Annotated in this window: 16 protein-coding genes; 8 read left to right on the forward strand and 8 right to left on the reverse strand. The window is 31.6% G+C overall.

Features of this window, described 5'->3' with window-relative positions; genetic code table 11:
• Window positions 1-112 precede the first annotated feature (112 nt).
• The gene (locus EI427_RS20340) at window positions 113-511 is read left to right on the forward strand and encodes a nucleoside 2-deoxyribosyltransferase (RefSeq protein WP_126618196.1); all 399 of its coding nucleotides are present in this window, start codon (window positions 113-115) and stop codon (window positions 509-511) included.
• A 143-nt stretch (window positions 512-654) separates the two neighbouring features.
• A complete protein-coding gene (locus EI427_RS20345; protein ID WP_126618198.1) occupies window positions 655-1,803 on the forward strand; it encodes a PAS domain-containing sensor histidine kinase in 1,149 nt (382 codons plus the stop codon).
• Window positions 1,804-1,845: 42 nt separating this feature from the next.
• Here the strand turns inward: EI427_RS20345 and EI427_RS20350 are convergent, their stop codons facing one another.
• The 3 genes from EI427_RS20350 to EI427_RS20360 form a co-directional block, all read right to left on the reverse strand.
• On the reverse strand, window positions 1,846-2,313 hold the full coding sequence (locus EI427_RS20350) for a YybH family protein (protein WP_126618200.1): 468 nt from the start codon (window positions 2,311-2,313) through the stop codon (window positions 1,846-1,848).
• Between the two features lie 185 nt (window positions 2,314-2,498).
• Window positions 2,499-3,098 (reverse strand): Crp/Fnr family transcriptional regulator, encoded by a 600-nt coding sequence (locus EI427_RS20355; protein ID WP_126618202.1) that lies wholly within the window; start codon window positions 3,096-3,098, stop codon window positions 2,499-2,501.
• Window positions 3,099-3,115: 17 nt separating this feature from the next.
• Window positions 3,116-5,356: a caspase family protein gene (locus EI427_RS20360; protein ID WP_126618203.1), complete on the reverse strand. Its 2,241-nt coding sequence runs from the start codon at window positions 5,354-5,356 to the stop codon at window positions 3,116-3,118.
• A 218-nt stretch (window positions 5,357-5,574) separates the two neighbouring features.
• Between EI427_RS20360 and thrC the strand changes: the two genes are divergently transcribed.
• The 5 genes from thrC (at window position 5,575) to EI427_RS20385 (ending at window position 11,536) form a co-directional block, all read left to right on the forward strand.
• Window positions 5,575-6,897: a threonine synthase gene (gene thrC / locus EI427_RS20365; protein WP_126618205.1), complete on the forward strand. Its 1,323-nt coding sequence runs from the start codon at window positions 5,575-5,577 to the stop codon at window positions 6,895-6,897.
• 170 nt (window positions 6,898-7,067) lie between these two features.
• Window positions 7,068-8,069, forward strand: a complete 1,002-nt coding sequence (locus EI427_RS20370; RefSeq protein WP_126618207.1) for a helix-turn-helix domain-containing protein — start codon at window positions 7,068-7,070, stop codon at window positions 8,067-8,069.
• A 455-nt stretch (window positions 8,070-8,524) separates the two neighbouring features.
• Window positions 8,525-8,932, forward strand: a complete 408-nt coding sequence (locus tag EI427_RS20375) for a DUF3302 domain-containing protein (RefSeq protein WP_126618209.1) — start codon at window positions 8,525-8,527, stop codon at window positions 8,930-8,932.
• A gap of 59 nt (window positions 8,933-8,991) precedes the next feature.
• A complete protein-coding gene (locus tag EI427_RS20380) occupies window positions 8,992-10,113 on the forward strand; it encodes an HlyD family secretion protein (protein WP_126618210.1) in 1,122 nt (373 codons plus the stop codon).
• Between the two features lie 19 nt (window positions 10,114-10,132).
• A complete protein-coding gene (locus EI427_RS20385; protein ID WP_126618212.1) occupies window positions 10,133-11,536 on the forward strand; it encodes a TolC family protein in 1,404 nt (467 codons plus the stop codon).
• Between the two features lie 146 nt (window positions 11,537-11,682).
• On the opposite strand, the gene EI427_RS20390 is transcribed toward EI427_RS20385, so the two are convergent.
• From EI427_RS20390 to EI427_RS20410, 5 genes are all read right to left on the reverse strand, one after another.
• Window positions 11,683-13,863 (reverse strand): S9 family peptidase, encoded by a 2,181-nt coding sequence (locus EI427_RS20390; RefSeq protein ID WP_126618214.1) that lies wholly within the window; start codon window positions 13,861-13,863, stop codon window positions 11,683-11,685.
• A gap of 171 nt (window positions 13,864-14,034) precedes the next feature.
• The gene (locus tag EI427_RS20395) at window positions 14,035-14,343 is read right to left on the reverse strand and encodes a hypothetical protein (protein ID WP_126618216.1); all 309 of its coding nucleotides are present in this window, start codon (window positions 14,341-14,343) and stop codon (window positions 14,035-14,037) included.
• A 234-nt stretch (window positions 14,344-14,577) separates the two neighbouring features.
• Window positions 14,578-17,169 carry a carboxypeptidase-like regulatory domain-containing protein gene (locus EI427_RS20400; RefSeq protein ID WP_126618218.1) on the reverse strand — a complete coding sequence of 864 codons (2,592 nt, stop codon included), beginning with the start codon at window positions 17,167-17,169 and terminating at the stop codon, window positions 14,578-14,580.
• Window positions 17,153-18,100: a FecR family protein gene (locus EI427_RS20405; RefSeq protein ID WP_126618220.1), complete on the reverse strand. Its 948-nt coding sequence runs from the start codon at window positions 18,098-18,100 to the stop codon at window positions 17,153-17,155. The genes EI427_RS20400 and EI427_RS20405 overlap by 17 nt, the downstream gene beginning before the upstream one ends.
• A gap of 51 nt (window positions 18,101-18,151) precedes the next feature.
• Window positions 18,152-18,751: an RNA polymerase sigma factor gene (locus tag EI427_RS20410; protein WP_126618222.1), complete on the reverse strand. Its 600-nt coding sequence runs from the start codon at window positions 18,749-18,751 to the stop codon at window positions 18,152-18,154.
• 350 nt (window positions 18,752-19,101) lie between these two features.
• Between EI427_RS20410 and EI427_RS20415 the strand changes: the two genes are divergently transcribed.
• The gene (locus EI427_RS20415; RefSeq protein ID WP_126618225.1) at window positions 19,102-20,148 is read left to right on the forward strand and encodes a hypothetical protein; all 1,047 of its coding nucleotides are present in this window, start codon (window positions 19,102-19,104) and stop codon (window positions 20,146-20,148) included.
• The last annotated feature ends 118 nt before the right edge of the window (window positions 20,149-20,266 follow it).

Consider the following 20,266-nt stretch of genomic DNA (forward strand, 5'->3'; position numbering starts at 1 on the left):
TATCAATTTGGTAGTAATAAGTAGCTAGTAATGAATAATTACTAGCTATTTTTATGATCTTTTTAAAATACGTTTATTTAATTCTTGTCTAATTTTAAAATATTCAATTAAAATGAAAATATACTTTTCAGGAGCAATAAGAGGAGGGCGTGAAGACGCAGAATTATATGCGGAAATTATAACACACCTACAGCAATATGGTGATGTATTAACCGAACATATTGGACAGATGGATTTACAAGAGAAAATGATTACTGATAAAGAAATTCATGATCAAGATCTTAATTGGCTGATAGAATCAGATATTATTATTGCAGAGGTGACGGTGCCTTCTTTAGGAGTTGGGTATGAATTAGGACGTGGAGTTGAAATGAAAAAGCCAACCTTTTGTTTTCATAGATCAGAAAAAACATCTGCAATGGTTTCTGGATGTCCTGATATAAAAACGTTTAAGTACAATTCTCTTTTAGACCTTAAGGTTTTTTTAGATGAAATTTTCCAAAAATTATAGAATTAACTTTCCTATTTACATGAAATAATCTTTTCTGTACTATATTCTTACGTGAAATGTGATTTTTTGGAGTTTTACAGGTATCTATTTTATTTGTTTATTAAGTTGTTAATAACATTGTATTTACTGTGAGACCAAAGGCTATGAAAAATAATTCAATTAACAATCAAAAGGCACTAAATGATCCAAATAGTGACCTTTCTAACGATGAACAATCATATTTTCACTTATATGATACATCTCCAGATATGTTTTTATCATTAAATGTTCATGATAAAACCGTTAAGTTTTGTAATCAGACTTTTTCTGAAAGAATGAACTATTCTAAGAGTCAGATTATTGGGTCTCCTGTTTTTAAATTTTTTCACCCTGATTCTTTTGGTATCATACAGGAGAAATTTAAAGAGTTTATGAGAACAGGTATTTTAAAGAATGTAGAACTTAAGCTATTAACCAAAGATGAAAAAGTTATAGATGTTCTTTTAAATACAAAAGCAGTAAAAGATGAGAAAGGAAATGTTTTGTATAGTAACTCATGTTTTAGGGATATATCAGAACTTATTGAATTAAGAAAAGAATTATCTCAAAAAAATCATGAGTTAGAAGAAAAGGTTATTGAGCGTACGCAAGAATTAGAACATTTTGTTTACGCAGCATCTCATGATTTACAGGAACCTCTTAGAAATATGTCTAATTGTATAGATGTATTACAAAGTAATTATCAAGATCAATTAGATACTACAGGGAAACAATTTGTAAAATATATTTCTGCATCTGCTCAAAGAATGTCTAATTTGATTACAGGAATTTTAGATTTTTCTAAGACAGGAAAGGAGAATGAAGTAACTACTATTGATATTGCTGATGTGATTGATGAAATTAGATCAGATCTTTCACTATTACTTAAAGAAACTTCAACTGTATTTAATGTTAATAATGATATGTCCGTTATTAAAGGGTATAGAATGGAAGTTAGGTTATTATTCCAAAACTTAATTAGCAATGCAATTAAGTTTAGAAAAAAGAATGAACAACTTACAATATCAATTAATTTATCAGTTAATGAGGATGGTAAGAAAGTCTTTTCAATAGGAGACAATGGGATTGGTATAAAAGAAGAATATTTTAAAAGAATATTTCAGATTTTTAAAAGATTACATAACAGAGAAGATTTTGAAGGAACTGGAATAGGTTTAGCACATTGTCAGAAAATTGTTAAGCTCCATGGAGGAGATATATGGGTTGAATCTATCTATGGAGAAGGTTCAATTTTCTATTTTACGTTGAATTAAAAAAAGCTCTTGGAAAGAAATTACCACCAAGAGCTTTTTTAATTATTTTGATTTATTGAACATATAACGATCAATTTTCCATTCACCGTCAATCTTCTTTAGAATAAATAATTCTCTATTAGCTTCTTCAACTGTTTGGCCATTAGCATGAATCAACGTTTTACCTTTAGATTGTGTTCTAGCAAAGGCATAATCATCTCTAATTACAATTTCCTCAATATCGAATTCAACAGTTAATTGAATCATTTTAAAAACATTGTCGTAAGCAATAGAAAGTTGGTCGCTTCCAGTTGCAGTAGGGAATGTTGTAGGATAAAAAATACCTTCTTTAGAGTAAAGCGCAACTATAGTTTGAGTATCACCAGCATTTAATGCTTTTTCATACCCTTTAAGTAGTTTTGTTACTGCGGCCTTTTCGTTAGTAACAGGCTTAGTGTTATCTGCAATAATTGTTGTTTGTGACATAATGATAAATGTTACGGTTATAAATAATGATTTAATAATTTCCATTGTTGTAATTTTTTATTAGAATTCAAGTTTCGTTTTGATTACATCACAAAGGTGGTGGGTTTTCTATGGAGCTACTTATAAACTGAAATAAGAAAAAATCTTAATCTAGTTTAAGAGTGATTAGCTGATGGTTGATAATGAATCTTTTAAACAAAAAAAGGCTACCGTTATGGTAACCTTTTCATTTATTTTTTACTTAATTCCTTTCTAATCTTACTAAGAAATTCAGGAGTGATACCTAAAAAAGAGGCAATCTGAACATTGGATATTCTATTTAATAAGTAAGGATATTTCTCAGAAAAGTTAATATACTTCTCCTTTGCAGAGAAACTGATATTATCAAGGACTCTATCTTGGAGATTCATATGAGCATTTTCTAATAACACTCTAAAAATACGATTAAACTTAGGGTGTTCTTCGTATAGCTTTTTTAGATTTTCTAGAGATATCCGAAGTACAGTAGTATTTTCTAAAGCTTCAATTTCCATTCTCGAAGGAAGTTCTTTATAAAAACTTTTGATATCGTTTATCCAATGGTTTTCAATAGCAAACTGCATATTGTGTTCGCTACCGTTATCATCAACATAATACATTTTTAGAGCACCTTCTACTATAAAGTTCATGTATTTTTCAACATCGCCACTCTGAGATAGGTATTGTCTTCTTCTTATCTTTTTAATTTCACAAATGCCTCTAACAAATTCTTTCTCGTTATCTGTTAGAGGCATTATGTTATCAAAATAAGCTACAATAGTAGTAACATATTTATCAATTTCGTTATTCATATATTATGAACATTTACTTATTCAGTAATTGTAGATTCAAAAGTTTTAGAGCTAATACTCCAAACTGTTTTTACTTTTCTAGGTTTCATAGATAGCCCTCTAGTATTAGAATTAATACTAGAAAGTAAGCTCATTAATGGGTCAGAACTAGCTGCAGATCTAGTAGATCTTACTCCATGTACATTAAATAATTGTTCTGGATTTGGAATAGCTTCTTCAGAGGCTAATAAGAACATTTTATCAACCCCAGTACCTTCAACAGTAAATTCTATAAAATTACCTTCAAGGTTTACAGGAACAACATCTTTTTCGTATCCCTCTAAAATATTATCAGATTTATTGTCTGAAAAATCAAAAGGTAATAATAATTGCATTGCTCCAGAGTCATCAATCATGAAGACATATAAGAACATATTTTTCTTTTTCCATCTTTCAAATAAGGCAGGGTTCTTTTTAAAAGCCAATCTCATGTTTTGCCCTTCATATATTTTACCTCCATCTACAATAGAGTTGTCATCTAAATTTTGTAGACACAGATCATATGGAAAGGCCATGTTTGGAGGAGAATGCAGTGTCATCCATTTCTTAATAGCTCCAATTTTCTGCGCCTGATCTTGTAAAGTATAAGAGAAAGCCTCTTTAGTTACAGGTACGGGATCAGAGAATAAAGGTAATGTTTTTACTTCATCAGATTGTGCATTTGCAGATTGTAAAGTCCATGCATATTTTAATTTGCCTTCGGCGATAAACCCGCTTAAGATATAAGAAGCATCTACACTCGTACCCGATAGTTTTGTAGCTGTCTGAGATAATTCTTTAGACAATTTATCATACTGAGAAGAAGATAGCGGTAATGTGACTAATAATTTAGCCGTACTATTTCCATTACAAGCACTTGATTCAATCGCCTTTTTAACCTCATTTGCAGATATTTTATTGATGGTAGTAAGATTACCACATGTATTAGAAACAATCCATGTTTTTGCAACTTCATCATATGCAAGTGTGTGTGTACCCACTTCCCAAGGTTTAATTAATTGAATTTTAGAAGAACTTAAGCTACTTAACTCTTTACCTAAAGAAGTAATTGTAGCATCATCTAAATCACTTTTAGCAGACCAAACTACTAAATTAGGTCTACTTGGATGCGACCAAACTTTAACCTCAAAAGCATCACCTTCTTTAATTCCCTCTAAATCGCCAGAAGTAACTTTAGCGTAAGAGTTGGTCATGCCATCTAAAGAAGATATTTCTAATTCAATTCCTTTATCGTTTTTAAGTGTTGTTCCTTTGCTAATTTTTAAAGCAGCACCCCCTAACAACTTCAACTCACCAGTAGTAGCATCAATTTTTTCAACAAAAAGAAGAGGATTGTCAGAACCTGTTGCAGCACCACCAAATAAAGATTTAGTCATTCTATCTTCTTGTCCTTCAAAAGTAGGTGTTTGTACTTTACCACTAAAGCGTAACAAAGAACGGATTCTCTTTTCTAATGTAGCAACATCCTCTACAGAAGAAGAAGTATTTATTGCTTGTAAAAATGCATCTGTAAAAGCTCCTTGAGGTAATCCTTCTGTATTTACTGTTTCAGAAGCAGTCTCGTTATTTTGTGCAGCAGAGATAATTAAAGCACCTCTTGTTGCTGGTGGTATTGTTTTAGGTACAGTTGTTTTAATATCAGGAAACTTATGGTTTAAACTTCTAGATACGGGTGTGGCAGCAGTAATTGCATTTCTACTTACAGAACCACTATGGCAACTATCAAAAATAGCTGTAACAACTGCTTTTTTATCAGTTAGGCTTAAAAGAAAAGCATTTAATTCTGTATCGAGTATGTAGCTTTGTTCGCCTTTATAAGCATCCGAAGGAACAATACACTCTTGTGTTTTATCTGCCTCAAAATGTTGACTATTTTCTACCTGAGATCCATGACCCGCATAATAGAAAAATACAACATCATCTGGATTAGTATTATTTGTTAACCATTTAAATGCAGCTTTTAAACCTGCTGTAGTTGTTTGTTCAGGCGTGTCTAATAACTTAATTTCATCAAACTGATATTTACATTTTAATACGTTAGACATAGCATTAGCATCTCTAACAGCACCATTTAAATTTCGCCATGTAATAGTTTCTGATGATGGATTATCAGGAACATATTTATCTATACCTATAATTAAAGCAATCTTTTTTGCATAGGTATCTTGAATTGTGAATGTTAGAAGAATTAACAGTAGTAAGGATAAGTTTTTCATCATAATGAGGAATACAACAATTTGTTATCATTTTGTGAGATATTTCAAAAATACAAAAAATAATAACAGTAAAAGGAGGTAAATCATTATAAATAGCACTTGAAATCACCACTTTTATTGAGATTTTTCATAAAATGAGTATATTTGCTTGTAATATTTTCAATAAAACACGATTATCTTTTACGGATATATCAAAGTGAAGAGAGAAAACGAGAAGTAAGATGATCTATTATAGTACTAAACGACAAGCAGAAGAAGCTAGCTTAAAAAAAGCACTCTTCAAAGGTTTACCAGAGGACAATGGTTTATATATGCCTGAGCAAATTGCAAAGTTGCCTCAAAGCTTTTTTGATAACATTGGAGAAATGTCTTTTCAAGATATTGCATTTGAAGTAACAAATGCATTGTTAGGAGAAGATGTGCCTACAGAAGAAATTCGTAAAATTGTAGACGAAGCTGTAAATTTTGATGCTCCAATCGTAAAAGTAGTAGATCAAATTTATTCTCTAGAATTATTTCACGGACCAACGTTAGCATTCAAAGATTTTGGTGCTCGTTTTATGTCTCGTTTAATGGCTTACTTCTTAGAGAAAGGAGAAAAATTACATATTCTTGTTGCAACATCTGGAGATACAGGTAGTGCAGTAGCACAAGGTTTCTTTGGTGTTGAGGGCATTCAAGTTACTATCCTTTACCCTAAAGGAAAAGTAAGCCCTATACAAGAACAACAACTGACAACGAATGGCGGAAATATTAAAGCTGTCGAAATTGAAGGAACGTTTGATGATTGCCAAAAATTGGTAAAAGAAGCATTCCTAGATAGAGAATTAAGTGAGGCTTTAAATTTAACATCTGCCAACTCTATAAATATTAGCCGATTGATTCCTCAGTCGTTCTATTATTTTAATGCTTTTGCTCAATTAAAGAGAGAGGGCTTTAAAAAAGTAGTATTCTGTACACCAAGTGGTAACTTTGGTAATTTATGCGGTGGCTTAATAGCAAATAGAATGGGACTTAAAGTGGAAAACTTTATTGCCGCTACTAATGCTAACAAAGTAGTTCCTGTTTATTTAAAAACGGAAATTTTCCAACCAAAACCATCTACAGCAACAATTTCTAATGCTATGGATGTGGGTAACCCAAGTAACTTTCCTCGTTTATTAGAGTTAAATGGTAACTCTTTTGAGAAATTAACGAAGAAGGTATCTGGTGCTTATTTTAACGACGAAGAGACAAAAAAAACAATGAAAGCGGTATTTGATGAGACTGGATACGTAATGTGTCCTCACTCAGCAATTGGGTACCAAGCTTTACAAGATTATATTAAAGAACAAGGCGGACTTGGTAAGAAAACAGCAGGTGTATTCTTAGCAACAGCTCACCCTGTTAAGTTTGTAGAAATCGTTGAGCCGGTTATCAACCAAAAGATTGAAATTCCTCAACGTCTTCAAGATATTATTGATAGACCAAAAGTAGCTACTTTATTACCTGTCGATTTTAAATTATTCAAAGAGTATTTATTATCTGAGGTAGAAGCAGTGTAGTTTTGTCTATATAAAAATTAATAAACTCCTTCTTGGTTATAACTGAGAAGGAGTTTTTTGTTTGTGCTTTTTTAATTTTTTGCATATTAAACTAGCGAATCACCCTTTTATAACGATGTTATCATATAAATCATTTATTTTAATATTTAATTATTATGCAGTAAAATTATATGATTGATGTAACTATAAAAGATAGGACCGAGTGGCTTTTTACAATTGCTAAAATCTTGCATGTAAACCTAGAAGAAGGACAAGACACTTTCATTTTTGATAATGAAGTAGGCAAGGGTGATGTTTTTTATAAAACTATTGAGGACGGTATTATTATCAGAGGTTTAAATTTTAACCTTAAACAAGATGTATCATTTAAAGAAGAACCTAGAAAAGTGTCCTCTTCTTTAATTCTTGATTTTTCTTTTCAAGGATACCCAAAAGGAACAGTATTTTTAGAACAACCTCAATTAGTAATTGAACAGAGTAAGCAAGTACTGATGTACACTGATAATTCGACAATAATTGGTCGCTTTATTAAAGGAGAACCTAGGAGTTTTATGGCAATTGAAATCAAATTTGATTGGTTGAAAAGAAACTTTAAAGATTTTTTTAAAAAACATCCTAAGTTTAATGATGGCCTTTATTCTGATAGAGCAGTGCTATCGACTTTACCTTATGGATTATCACATCAAGAAACTTTAGAGCAATTAATGTTTAAAGACTATGCTCCAGAAATTACCAAGCCAGTGTATAAAGGATTGGTACTTATTATCGTAGCAGATATTTTATATCAAATTGTTTCTAACGAGGATCAACAAAATAAATATTCTTTTAGTGTAGAAATACAAAAAGAATTAGATGAGTTAGATGCATATATCAAATTAAATCTTGACAAAGAAATTACAGTCGAAGACCTATGTAAAAAGATAGGTTATTCAAAAACTAAGCTTCATGGTTTATTTAAAAAGTATTTCAAATATTCTATGTATGATTACATTAAACACCTAAGACTAAAAAAATCTCAATCTTTATTAGTGACAACAGAACTTCCTATTGCTGATATTGCTAATAGGGTTGGATATCAATCAATTCCTCATTTCACAAACAGATTTAAAAAAGAAATTGGTGTAACACCAACAGAATATAGAAAAGGGTATAATCGCGATAGTTTAAGCTAATACCATGTCAGTTATATGCATAGATTTTTATAAAAAGCATACCTTTTACTGAAAAAAACAAAAATAATACAGAATTTTATTATTGAAATAAAACCATTATGGTGACGTGTGTCACTGTAGTGGTTTTTTTTCGTGCTGTTTTAATGACATAAATCAATAACAAGTTTAACTATCTGTGAATAAAATATAAGTGAACAATTGCATAATTAATAATGTATTTTCAAATAATTTATTTGTTAGATGATAAACTATATTTGAATTATAGATTATTAATCATCAGAAAAACAGTTGATTGATTTAGTAATTTTAAAAATTGGTAGAGCTCATGTTTAAAAGAACATATCAATAGTTTTTGTTAATACATGAACAAGAAAACTACCTGTTTTGAAACGAAATTCTTTCTAAAATTTAATATACTACTCTTTTGAGTTGGACAAGTTTTAACTAAATCTGAAATGAAAAAGAAAATATCGTTCTCCTTTATGTTTTTAATGTATGCTTTGATGATACTACCTACAAATGCTTTCGCAATGGTAAGTCCTGACAAGGTAAATACAATAGCTGATATTATGTCATGGGTAGTAATTTGTGTAGTACCTGTAGTTGGTGCTATTGTATTCTGGAAGATTCATGTTATTCCAGAAGAAATTGCTAAAAAGAGAAATCATCCTCAAGCTGATTCTATTCATATTATGTGTTTGTTGTCTTTAATTATGGGAGGTATGTTATGGCCAGTTGCATTAATCTGGGCATATTCTAATCCACATCAAGTTCACGTTACAGATATTAAAGAATTTGGTGTAAATGCAGATGATTCTGATGATGAAATCCAGAAGGAAATAAAAGAAACAGAGGTAGCATAAAAACAACTCATTCTACTACATACTAATAAAATTACTATACAATATATTCATTAATAATCATGGTAGATTTAATATTAATCGTTTATTGCCTAATTGTTTGGCTAGTATTTATAAAATTTAAATTGTTAGCATGGAATACTACATCTAAGCTAATTGTATTTATTATCCCAGTTGTTGGAATAACAGGTTTAATTCTAGCAATGAACATATTTATGCCTTCTTCGGATGATGTTCGTGTTTATAACAAAACCGTTCAGATAAAAGCCAATGTAAGAGGTAGAGTACAAGATGTACTAGTACAAGAAAACTCTAGAGTAAACAAAGGAGATACTCTTTTTGTAATAGAACAAGAACCATTTTTAGCTCAGATTTCAGGTTTAAAAGCTTCAATCAAAAAAGCAGAAGCTGCAGTAAGCGTTCAATATAAAAATGTAGAAGCATTACAAGCATCTAGAAGAGCAATTGAAGCACAATTAGATTTAGCTAGAACACGTGAAAGTCAGTTTCAAGAATTGGTAGATGCTGGTGCAGGAAACCGATTTGATTTAGAGCAGGCAGAAAATAATGTGAAACAATTAGATGCACAATTGGCACAAATTAAAGCACAAGAGGCTTCTATTTTAGCAAATATTCGTGCAGAATATAACGGTAAACAAGTTTCTGTTGCAGAGTTAGTTGCTAAACTAGAGAAAGCAGAATGGGATTTAGAACAAACCATTGTTAAAGCACCTTTAGATGCAATGGTTGTCAATTTACAGTTAAGACCTGGAGCAATGGCACTGCCATTAACAGACTTAATGACATTAGTAGAAGGACGTCAGAATATAATGGCATCTTTTGATCAGAATGAATTACACAAAATCCAAGAGGGTAATGAGGTTGATTTGACATTCGTAACTCGTCCTGGAGAAATTATACCAGCAAAAGTAGAATCAGTAGTTTGGGCATCGAGTAGAGGTCAGTTATTACCAAGTGGTAAAGTACCTCAAGTTGATCAAGACTTACAGAAAAGAGGAAAGTATTTAGTGAAATTCACTACAAATGAAGATGCACATATTCCAATGGGAGCTAATGGTTCTGTAGCGGTTTATACATCAACTTTAGAGCCTTTCTATATCATTCGTAAAGTTATGATTAGACTTTCTGCTAAGGTGAACTATCTGATTTTAAAAGCTCACTAATATATCAATCGATTATCTCATGAAGTTATTAACCAAATTAGCATTGACACTTGGAGCTACTTTAGCTTTTAGTGGATGTATCAAACTGAAAGATGCACCAACGTCAGATAAAATTAAAGAAGACAATACTGCATTAGAAAATATGAAAATACCTAATGATTGGGTATTTCAGGAAATGGATTCTGCACAAGTAGATCTTTCTTGGGCAAAAGAATGGGAAACCGCTGAAATAGACTCAATCATTGCTGAAGGATACAAGTATAATGCAGATATTAATATTGCAGCTTCTAGAATAGAACAGGCAAATAAAGGTTTGAAAATAGCTAAATCTCGATTGTTACCAATTATTGGTGCAGGAGGTACTGCAGGCTATAATTTCCCTACTCAAGGTGCAGCTCCAGGTTATGGAATGGTAAATATGTCGTGGGAAGCAGATTTATGGGGTAAGCTTCGTTATGCTAAAAAAGGTACAGAAACGATGATTTATTCTGCAGAATATGCACAGCAGAAATTAGAACAAGTATTGGCAGCATCAATTGCTAAAGCTTGGTACACTGCAGTGTTTATAAAGCAGCAAAAAGATTTAGTAAACCAAGCAATCGAAGCTACTGAAAAGATGACATCTTTAAACGAAGCTCGTTTTGCTATTGGAGCAGCTAAAGAATCTGATGTTTTACAAATGAATGCTCAAGAGGCTAAGTTTAGAGAAAAATTAGTTGAACTTGAACAAGTTGAAAAAGATACAAAACGTTCCATTGAACTTCTTGTAGGTAGATACCCTAAAGGAGAAATTGAAGTAGCTGCAGCATTACCAGAAATAGAAATGGAAGTGCCAGAAAACTTACCAATGAGTATGTTAGAAAATCGTCCTGAGATTATGATTAGCCAGTACTCAGTACAACAAGCTTTTTATAATAAAGAAGTAGCCAAAGCCGCACGTTGGCCAAAAGTAAGTATCAATTCTTCTTTTGGAGGGGTTAACTCTACTTTACAAGGAATGATGCATTTATCGAATCCAATTTTCTCTTTAGGAGCAAGCCTTACAACACCAATTTTTAGTTGGGGTGCAATTAAGGCAAATATTGCAATTCAAGATGAAAATCAGAAACAAGCTGTTTTATATTATGCAAAATCGTATTTAAATGCTTTAAGTGAAGTAGAGACAAGCTTAAATGGAATTGATGCAGTTGAAGGTCGCTTTGAGCAATCATCAATTGCTTTACAAAACTTAGAACGTACATACGAGTTGTCTGAGTTACAATATAAAATTGGTAACGAGAACATGTTTACGTTACTTCAAAAACAGCTTCAATTGTTAAATGAAGGAACAAATCAGTTGAATTTAAAGTATCAAAAAATTTCTCAACGTATTAATCTATACCTTGCTTTAGGTGGAGATTATGTAGATGTGAGTGCTAGTTAATAATAAATATAAGAATGGGAAATAACATCAAAATATTTCCCATTCTCTAGTATAAATTCTGAGAGTGATTTTAATAATCGCATCAAAAAAGCCTTGTAATTCAGTAATTGAAATACAAGGCTTTTGTTATTTTAAAAATGATAGACTTATAAATTATCCATCACAAAATTTGTCATTTGAACATATAAATGAAGTCTAGTATTCCCTCCGTAGATACCATGATTACGGTTAGGGTAGAAGAATTCATTAAATTGTTTACCAGATTTGATTAACGCATTCGATAAGTCTATAGCATTCTGAACATGAACATTATCATCTCCAGTACCATGAATTAATAAGAACTTCCCTTTCAATTTATCTGTATGATGTATAGGAGAATTGTCATCATATCCTGTAGGGTTATCTTGAGGAGTTTTTAAATAACGCTCAGTATATATAGAATCGTAATATCTCCAAGTAGTTACAGGAGCTACAGCTATACCCATTTTAAAGTAATCAGCACCAGTAAACATACATAAAGAGGTCATGTAACCACCAAAACTCCATCCCCAAATACCAATTCTTCCGGCATCAACATAGTTTTGTTTTCCTAACCATTTTGCAGTCTGAATTTGATCAAGAGCTTCTAATTTTCCTAATTGAGCATATGTAGAATGTTTAAATTCTTTACCTCTAGAACCAGTTCCTCTACCATCAACAACACAAACAATGTATCCTTTTTGAGTTAACATTTGATGCCATGCAAAGTTTCCGCCACCCCAAGAATTTGCAACTTGATTAGATCCCGGACCACTGTACTGAAACATTAATACAGGGTATTTCTTAGCAGCATCAAAATTTGCTGGTTTTAGCATATACCCATATAACTCAATGTCATCTTCCGTAGTAAATGTGAAGTGTTCTTTTCCAACAAATCCATATTCAGCAATTAACTCTTTAAAAGCAGCATTGTCTTCTAAAACTTTAATCAACTGATTTTTCTTTGTTTTATACAATGACGTTGTTGCTACTTCTTCAGAACTACTGTGTTTACTAATATAATAACTGAAATCATTACTCATATTTACATGAGTCTGACCATTTTTAGTTGATAAGCGAGTTTTCTTTTTACCATAAATATCAATAGCATAGAAATCTCTATCTAAAGAAGCAACCTCATTAGAAATATAGTAAATAACAGCTTTCTTACTTGCTTCGTTAATACCAACTAATTCGCTCACTTCCCATTCGCCATTTGTTATTTGGCGTACCATTTTACCTTCAACAGTATATAAGTAGATGTGTTTGTATCCACTCACTTCAGAAGTATAAATAAAGTGCTTACCATCTTTTAAATAAGTAAGGTCATCACAATAATCCATATCTACATACGTCTTATTTTGTTCAGAAAGTACCACTTTGCTCTCACCACTTGTAGCATTAGCATGTAGAATTTCTAATTTATTCTGAAGACGGTTCATTCTAATAATAGATAATACAGCTGCATCAGCAGTCCATTGTACTCTTGGAATATAAATGTCCGTTTCGTTACCTATATCAACAGATTTGTGTGTGTTGTTATTTTCAAGATCAATAATTGATACAGAAACTACAGAATTTTTCTCACCTGCTTTAGGGTATTTAAATTTGTAATCTTGAGGATAAAGGTTACCCCATATCTGCATATTGTATTCTGGTACTTCAGTCTCATTAAAAGTTTGATAAGCAATTTTCTTACTATCAGGAGCCCAGAAAAAAGCTTTCGCCATAGAGAATTCTTCTTCATACACCCAATCAGCACTACCATTAATAATGTGATTAAACTTTCCGTCTGTAGTTAGTTGAGTTTCTTCCATAGAAGATAAGTCTACAACAAACATATTGTTTTCTCTAGCAAAAGCAACCTTCTTACCATCAGGAGAAAAAGTAGCATAAGATTGTTTGCCATTTTCAGAAAGCTTAGAGAGTTTCTTAGATATAAAATCATAAACATAATATTCTGCTTTAAAAGATCTACGGTAAATAGATTCCTTCTCAGTCATTAATAATACTTGTTTTTCATCAGCAGAAAATACATAATCTCCAATAGAAACCTGAGGAGAAAGAGTAGAGCCGTCTAAGATTGTTTCAACTTCTTTACCAGTTGTAACATCGTTCTTAATAATTTTATTTGAGTTCAGCTTTGTATAAAACTGACCAGCTTTCATCCAACGTACGGCATTTACCGACTTGGGATAGAATTTATATTCTGCCCAGATGTTTTCTAAACTGATTTCTTTAGTCTGTGCAAAGGTATTTGCAAATGATAGGCACATTAACCCGATTAAAAGTAATAATCGTTTTTTCATTATTTAGTTATGGTTTAAATATCGTAATCTAAGTAAGGCTCCCGTTTATTTATAGTGTTATTGATTGTATAAAAAATTGAAAGGGTTGGCGGTGTGATTACGAATTCGATGGAATAAAAAAAATCTTACAATGCTAAGTTACATTGTAAGATCCTTTTTTTAAAACATTCTCTAGAAAGTTAGTTCTTCTTGAGGTTGCTGTTCTTCTTCTTTTGGTAAACTGTCGTTTAAAGCATACAGTTCATCTTCAAGAAAATAGATATGATTTTGCATATCATTTAGTTTGTGATTCTTGTCATATACAGTTTTATGAAGTTTATCAATGTACTTCTGACTGTCTACTAGCATTTTTTTTAGTCTTCCGACATAGATGTCCACTGATTCATTCCAACCTTGTTCCATTAACGTCGTTTTTTTTCTGTTAATGTTTGCTTGAGGTGAATTTTCTGGATAGAGATAACTTTGGTCTTTCATCATCATTTAATAATTATTGCTTTATAAGTAGTAAAAAAACACCATCTTTTAAATGTGTTTTTCCAAGAATTGACTATTTGATATTTTGAGGTAGTTCTTGTCACATATTAATACATACACAGTTGTCAATTCTTATTAGCAAAAATACTATGTTCTAATATTTATTCAAATTATTAGAATATTAATGTTAAATTTTTTAAATAAAAAAGTAATGAAAAGTGATTTTGTGCTAAAATCCTTTTAAAAAATTAGGTTAAAAGATACGTTAGGAAGAATACCTAGTTGAGACACATCAGTTAATATATAATCGTAAGCATTAGATTCGTTTGGTCCAACCTCTGTAACTTGTCTTTCTTCTGTATTTTTCTGATTGTATAAATCATAGATTGTCAATACTACTTCACCTTTCATTCTTTTTCCTATTCTAAAATTATATTCAGAAGAAAAATCTAATCTATGGTAAAGAGGTATCTCGTAAGGTTCGATAGAATTGTTTTCAATGTTAGGACCTCTACTTTCAGGAATCAGATTATTGAATGAGTATTCAGTATCTTTTAAAACCCATGTTATACCAACTTTCCAGCGTTTCCTTTTGTACATACTAGCAAGCTGTAAAATATGCGTTCTTTTTTTCTCGGTTTCTTGTTGAGTATATTCCTTCAAGTAGTTATTATACCCATAGCTAATATAATTATAGAACCTTTTGGTGTTAAATTCATAAATAACATCAATACCGTAAGATTTCCCATTGCCAATATACTTATGGTAAAAAACAGGGTTTCTATAGATAAGATCAGACATTTCGCCTGTACTTTGTTTATAATACCCTTCAATATCTATACTGTGTTTACCAAATTTGGCCGTTCCCCCACCAATGAAATGATTAGACGTAATAATAGGTATGCCTTCGCCATCAGAAATAATCCAATAAGCATCGTAAGTCAATTCATCAGATAATTCTCTTATAAATTGATAATATCTGCCCATTGAAAACTTTAAACTATAATTTTGATCACTATCTAGATTATAAGTTCCTTGAATTCGAGGAGCGATATAAGCTTTGTTAGAAGGTTGATAATACCAAACTCTACTTCCTGCTGTAAGTGCAAGCTTTCCTAAAAGGAAATTAAATTGTCCGTAAACACCTAAAGTATTTGATTTAGTAAGGCTATCAATCTCATTAGAAAAGAAAGATGTAGGAATAAGTTCTTTCACCACATAATAATTAGTGTATACAGTACCAACATCAAGTCTACCATGATTTAGGAAAATTTGTTGGTCTGAATGAACACTAATATCTCTAAATTTTTGGTTAGATATCGTAACAAGCTTTCTTGGTCGTTTAATAACCGTTGCACTATCTCTTACATGAGAAATCTTATGACGGTTTCTAATATTTTCTGAGAAAGTGGCATAAACATGTGAATTCCATTTAGCAAACTGACCATTCCAGTTTAAAGCAAAAGCATTATTAGTCCAAGAACGGTCATCTGAATTTGTAAGTGGGGGCGGAACGCGTCCATTAGGTCCTTTTTTAGTAGGAACTAATTGATATGATGATGAGTAATTATCCTGAGAGTTTAAATAACTAGCAGAAATTTGGTTTGTTGTATTGATTTGGTAGACCACCTTAGCATTAGCATCGTGGTATTCTATATCTGGTGTAATATTTTGAGAGATGATATTTACATCACCTTTACTTTCTACAGGAGAGTTTTGATCTACAGTACCATTTACCTCGGCTCTATCGTATAAGTATTTTTCTATTGCACCATGGTACTGTCTATAAGTACCATAAACAGCTAATTTCCCTTTAATGATAGGGGTAGAAAGATAACCTTTATAACCAAGTAAACTAACACCAACATTCCCTTCTGTATGGTACAAAGGAGGATCTTTTAATCCAATATCTAAGATGCTAGAGACCCTTGCTCCATATAAACAATCATAGCCACCTGCATATAAAGTAGCACTTGATGTTACATCTGGGTTGATCACACTTTCTAAACCAAAATAATGGTCTAGTTGGTACATTGGGTAATTATCAATTAAAGTAAGGTTCTGGTCAGATTCTCCACCTCTAACTTCTAAAGCAGAAGATAAACCAGTTGTACTAACTCCAGGTAACAAACGTAATGCATAATAAACATCAGTTTGACTAGACATTGGAAGATTTCCAATCCCTGAATTTTTTACATTTTTACCTTTGCTTTGTGCATCAATTAAAGAAGTAACATTATTTAATTGTTGCTCATAAACTAATTCTGGAAGTTTTTGGCTATCACGTTGTAGTTTGACTTCAATAGGATTATCAGTATTAATGTCTTTTACAGGCATTTTTATATGTTGATATCCTAAAAACTGAAATGTAATAGTATCTTCTGTTGTTAGCTTAATTTGAAAAGAACCATCTTCTTTAGAAACGGCATAGAAGTTTGATGGAGATGCTAAGATTGTTGCATACGGCAGGGGTTCATCCTCATCATCTATTATGGTGCCTTGTATTGTCTTTTTGATAAATACTGGCTTCTTGATTACAATAAATTGCTCTTCAAGAATTTCATAACTTAATGAGGTTCCTGCTAATACTTGAACAAGCGTCTTATCAAGTGTAGCATTTGAAATAGAAGCAGATACAGTTTTATTTTTTATAGCATTATCACTAAACGAAAGATAAACTTTAAAAGTAGTTTCTATTTCTTTTAGGGCATCACGAAGAGGTTTCTGCTTGTATTCTGCAGAAAAGAACTCTTCTTGTGCTGAAGCATTTACTGTAATTATAAATAAAAACAGAGAAGAGAGAAAGAGTATTTTCTTATAAAGATACTTCAACCTCTTTGTTATTTATTTTATAATTAACGCCCATTGTTTTTGCTATTACCTCTAAAGAAGTTTTTAAAGACGAGGTAGTTATAGTACCTGTAAACTTCATATTGCCAATAGAAGGATTTTTGTAAATAACGCGAACATCAAATTGTCTTTGTATCTCTTCAAAAACCTTTTCTAAACTGGCATTTTCGTAATTAAAAACACCCTTTTTCCAAGTAGGTTCTTGGTTGTAATGATCTACATGTACAAAGCCATTGTTCACATATTCAGCCTCATCACCTTTAGAAAGAATAATTTCTTTTCCATTTCTATCAGCAACTAATACTTTACCTGTATAACAGCTTATAATCCATTTCTTATCACGAGCGTAGATGTTAAAACTAGTTCCTAATACAGTAACAGACCCAAGTTCCGTAGATACCTGAAAAATATTACCTTTTTCGACATTAAAAAAAGCTTCACCTTGTAAATCAAGGTAACGTCCTTCACCCCATTTTTGCCTACTGTAAGAGATTTTACTATCAGAATTAAGATCTACTGTAGAACCATCAGGTAATACAACATTTTTCGTAATTCCTCTATCAGCAACCTCAGTATGGTGGCTTGGCACAAAGTTTCTGTAGTAAAAAGCGATCACAAGACCCAAAACAATAACAGCTGCTCCATACCTCCACCAATTCGTAGTTAATTTAACTTCTTTTGGAGGTGTAACAACATTACTTTCGATCTTGGCCCAAAGGTCATTCTCTCTTTGAGCAGAAAAATTTGGTTCTTTTACCTCAACTTTTTGCACGAAAGTTTTAGCAGAATCAATATTTTCTTTTTCATCTTTATTTTCAATAAGATACTTCTCCCAATAACTATCAAGAGATGTATCGCCGAGGGCCCATGCACAGAAATTAGGGTCTTCGACATATTTGGTTAGTGTTGACATTATTTTTATCAATAGGTTGTAATCAGTAAAGGCACAGAAAGGATGTTTGTACTATAGAAAATTCAAAAAATTTACTATTATTTTACCGATTACAATTAATATGAGACTATCACCCATATTATTTCGCATTTTTTTCAGAGCTGAAGCCTGTAAATTTCTCACAGACTGATTACTAATATTCATTACTTCGCTTACTTCTTCTGGAGAAAAGCCATTATAGAAGCGTAAGTAAATAACCTCTTTTTGCCTTCCAGAAAGGTGTTCTAGTGTTTGAAGTAACTTTTCTTTATTTATTTGTTCTGTTTCTGATGTAATAATAGACTCTTCCATTGTAAAGCCTGTATCAAAAGTTTCTATAACATCATCGCCAGTATTTGATGTTTTAGCACCTTTTTTTACTTTTTCGTAAATACTTCGTTTTAGAGCGACCATTAAATAGAGTTTCACATTATTGGTATCTCCTAAACCACTCCTTTTTTCCCAAAGTCTTAAAAATAAGTCTTGTACACAGTCTTCGACCATGTTAGCGTCTTGGCAAAAATGATATCCATATTTATATAAAAGTTTAATGTATTGATTATAGAAATATTTAAGAGCAGAAGCATCGTCATCTTCTCTTAAAGATTTCCAATAGTGAAGATCTTGTTCCATCTAGGTTGTTGAGCAAAAGTGAATTTCTAACCTCCTTTCAAAAAAAAATAGAAAGGTAGCTTTAAGTGTCAAAAAATAGTATGAAGGTACATTTATAATTATAACAAAAACATACCCCTAAAATTATACCACACTATATATAGTAGTGGTCTGTGTAAGGTTATCTCTTAAAAGAACTTGGATATCATTGATTTTAAGAGCTATAGAATGATTTTTTCAATGAAAATCAAAAATAAATAAATTTAAATGAGTACAAATATCAACCTATCTACTTTACTGAATTGAAACCTATAAACAGTGTTTTAATCAAATATCAAATTAATTATTATCCAAAAAATCATTTATTCATTATGACTATTAAACTTAAAAGTATTGCTCTTGGCATATTGTCAATTTCTGTGGTAACATCTTGTACAACTGACGAATTAACGGGTTCTCAGGCAACTGGTTTAGCTGAGGTAGCTGGTGAATTCGCGGTAGTATCATCCAATTTTGAAGTAAAAGATTACACTGATAATGTTACTTCCGATGCAGCTGAAAGAGGATATTCTGTGACATCTTCTTCAAATGCTAGAACATTGGATGATGGACAAGGTGGCCCAGGAGGAGAAAAAGAGAAAAAAGGAAAAGGAGAAACAGGAAAGAGATTCCATGTAAGACACTATATGGATTGTGCAGATATAACAGAAACTACGGTGGATGATACAAAAACAATGGTTATTGATTTCAGTAATGGAGCTTGTGAAAGCAAAGATGGAGAAACAGTCTCTGGTGTAGTTACTGAAGTTCATGAAAAAACAGATACTTCAGTAAGTCATTCTACTACTTTTGTAGATTTTTCTGAAAATGGTAAAGTTGTAAATGGTACTACATCTATTGCAGGTACTCTTGTTTTTGATGATAGCGTTGAGGCTACGGAGGAAAAAGGTAAGAAAGGACCCAAACCTGTATCGTCTGATTTACTTAAAACAGTAGATTTAACAGTTTCTTTTCCAGCAACAGATTCTACTGAAGCATATACAGAACGTATTGAAAGAAGTATTGATGAAGAAATGATGGATGGTGTAAAAACTGTTACAGGTTCTTTAACTGTAACAAGTTCTTTAGAAGGCGAAAGCTTTACTACACAAATTACAGAGCCTTTATCATACGATCCAAAATGTGGAGAGGGTAAACCAATGTTTGCTCCGTTATCTGGTAAAGAAGTAATGACTAAAGATGGCGAAACTATGACTGTAGATTATGGCGATGGTAGCTGTGATTATATTGTTTCAATCACTTTAGCAGATGGAACAACAGAATCTGTAGATTTAAAAGAGGCTTTTGATACCTATGGATTTGTTGGAGTAGGTGCTAAAGGTGGTAAAAAAGGAGGAAAAAAGAATGGGAAAAAATAATTCCATTCGTATAAAAGATATTTTGATTCTATACCCTAATTTATAATTACTTACTGACAAAAAAGCAACGTTTCTTACCCTTGTGGTTTAGAAACGTTGCTTTTCTTTTTTATAAAAT

Origin of the sequence: Flammeovirga pectinis (assembly GCF_003970675.1) — a bacterium.
Lineage (GTDB): Bacteria > Bacteroidota > Bacteroidia > Cytophagales > Flammeovirgaceae > Flammeovirga > Flammeovirga pectinis.

What these genes read in the sequence shown, in the direction of transcription:
- EI427_RS20340 (WP_126618196.1), top strand. Translation starts at nt 113, where the DNA reads ATGAAAATATACTTTTCAGGAGCAATAAGAGGAGGGCGTGAAGACGCA.
- EI427_RS20345 (WP_126618198.1), top strand. Translation starts at nt 655, where the DNA reads ATGAAAAATAATTCAATTAACAATCAAAAGGCACTAAATGATCCAAAT.
- EI427_RS20350 (WP_126618200.1), bottom strand. Translation starts at nt 2,313, where the DNA reads ATGGAAATTATTAAATCATTATTTATAACCGTAACATTTATCATTATG.
- EI427_RS20355 (WP_126618202.1), bottom strand. Translation starts at nt 3,098, where the DNA reads ATGAATAACGAAATTGATAAATATGTTACTACTATTGTAGCTTATTTT.
- EI427_RS20360 (WP_126618203.1), bottom strand. Translation starts at nt 5,356, where the DNA reads ATGATGAAAAACTTATCCTTACTACTGTTAATTCTTCTAACATTCACA.
- thrC (WP_126618205.1), top strand. Translation starts at nt 5,575, where the DNA reads ATGATCTATTATAGTACTAAACGACAAGCAGAAGAAGCTAGCTTAAAA.
- EI427_RS20370 (WP_126618207.1), top strand. Translation starts at nt 7,068, where the DNA reads ATGATTGATGTAACTATAAAAGATAGGACCGAGTGGCTTTTTACAATT.
- EI427_RS20375 (WP_126618209.1), top strand. Translation starts at nt 8,525, where the DNA reads ATGAAAAAGAAAATATCGTTCTCCTTTATGTTTTTAATGTATGCTTTG.
- EI427_RS20380 (WP_126618210.1), top strand. Translation starts at nt 8,992, where the DNA reads ATGGTAGATTTAATATTAATCGTTTATTGCCTAATTGTTTGGCTAGTA.
- EI427_RS20385 (WP_126618212.1), top strand. Translation starts at nt 10,133, where the DNA reads ATGAAGTTATTAACCAAATTAGCATTGACACTTGGAGCTACTTTAGCT.
- EI427_RS20390 (WP_126618214.1), bottom strand. Translation starts at nt 13,863, where the DNA reads ATGAAAAAACGATTATTACTTTTAATCGGGTTAATGTGCCTATCATTT.
- EI427_RS20395 (WP_126618216.1), bottom strand. Translation starts at nt 14,343, where the DNA reads ATGATGATGAAAGACCAAAGTTATCTCTATCCAGAAAATTCACCTCAA.
- EI427_RS20405 (WP_126618220.1), bottom strand. Translation starts at nt 18,100, where the DNA reads ATGTCAACACTAACCAAATATGTCGAAGACCCTAATTTCTGTGCATGG.
- EI427_RS20410 (WP_126618222.1), bottom strand. Translation starts at nt 18,751, where the DNA reads ATGGAACAAGATCTTCACTATTGGAAATCTTTAAGAGAAGATGACGAT.
- EI427_RS20415 (WP_126618225.1), top strand. Translation starts at nt 19,102, where the DNA reads ATGACTATTAAACTTAAAAGTATTGCTCTTGGCATATTGTCAATTTCT.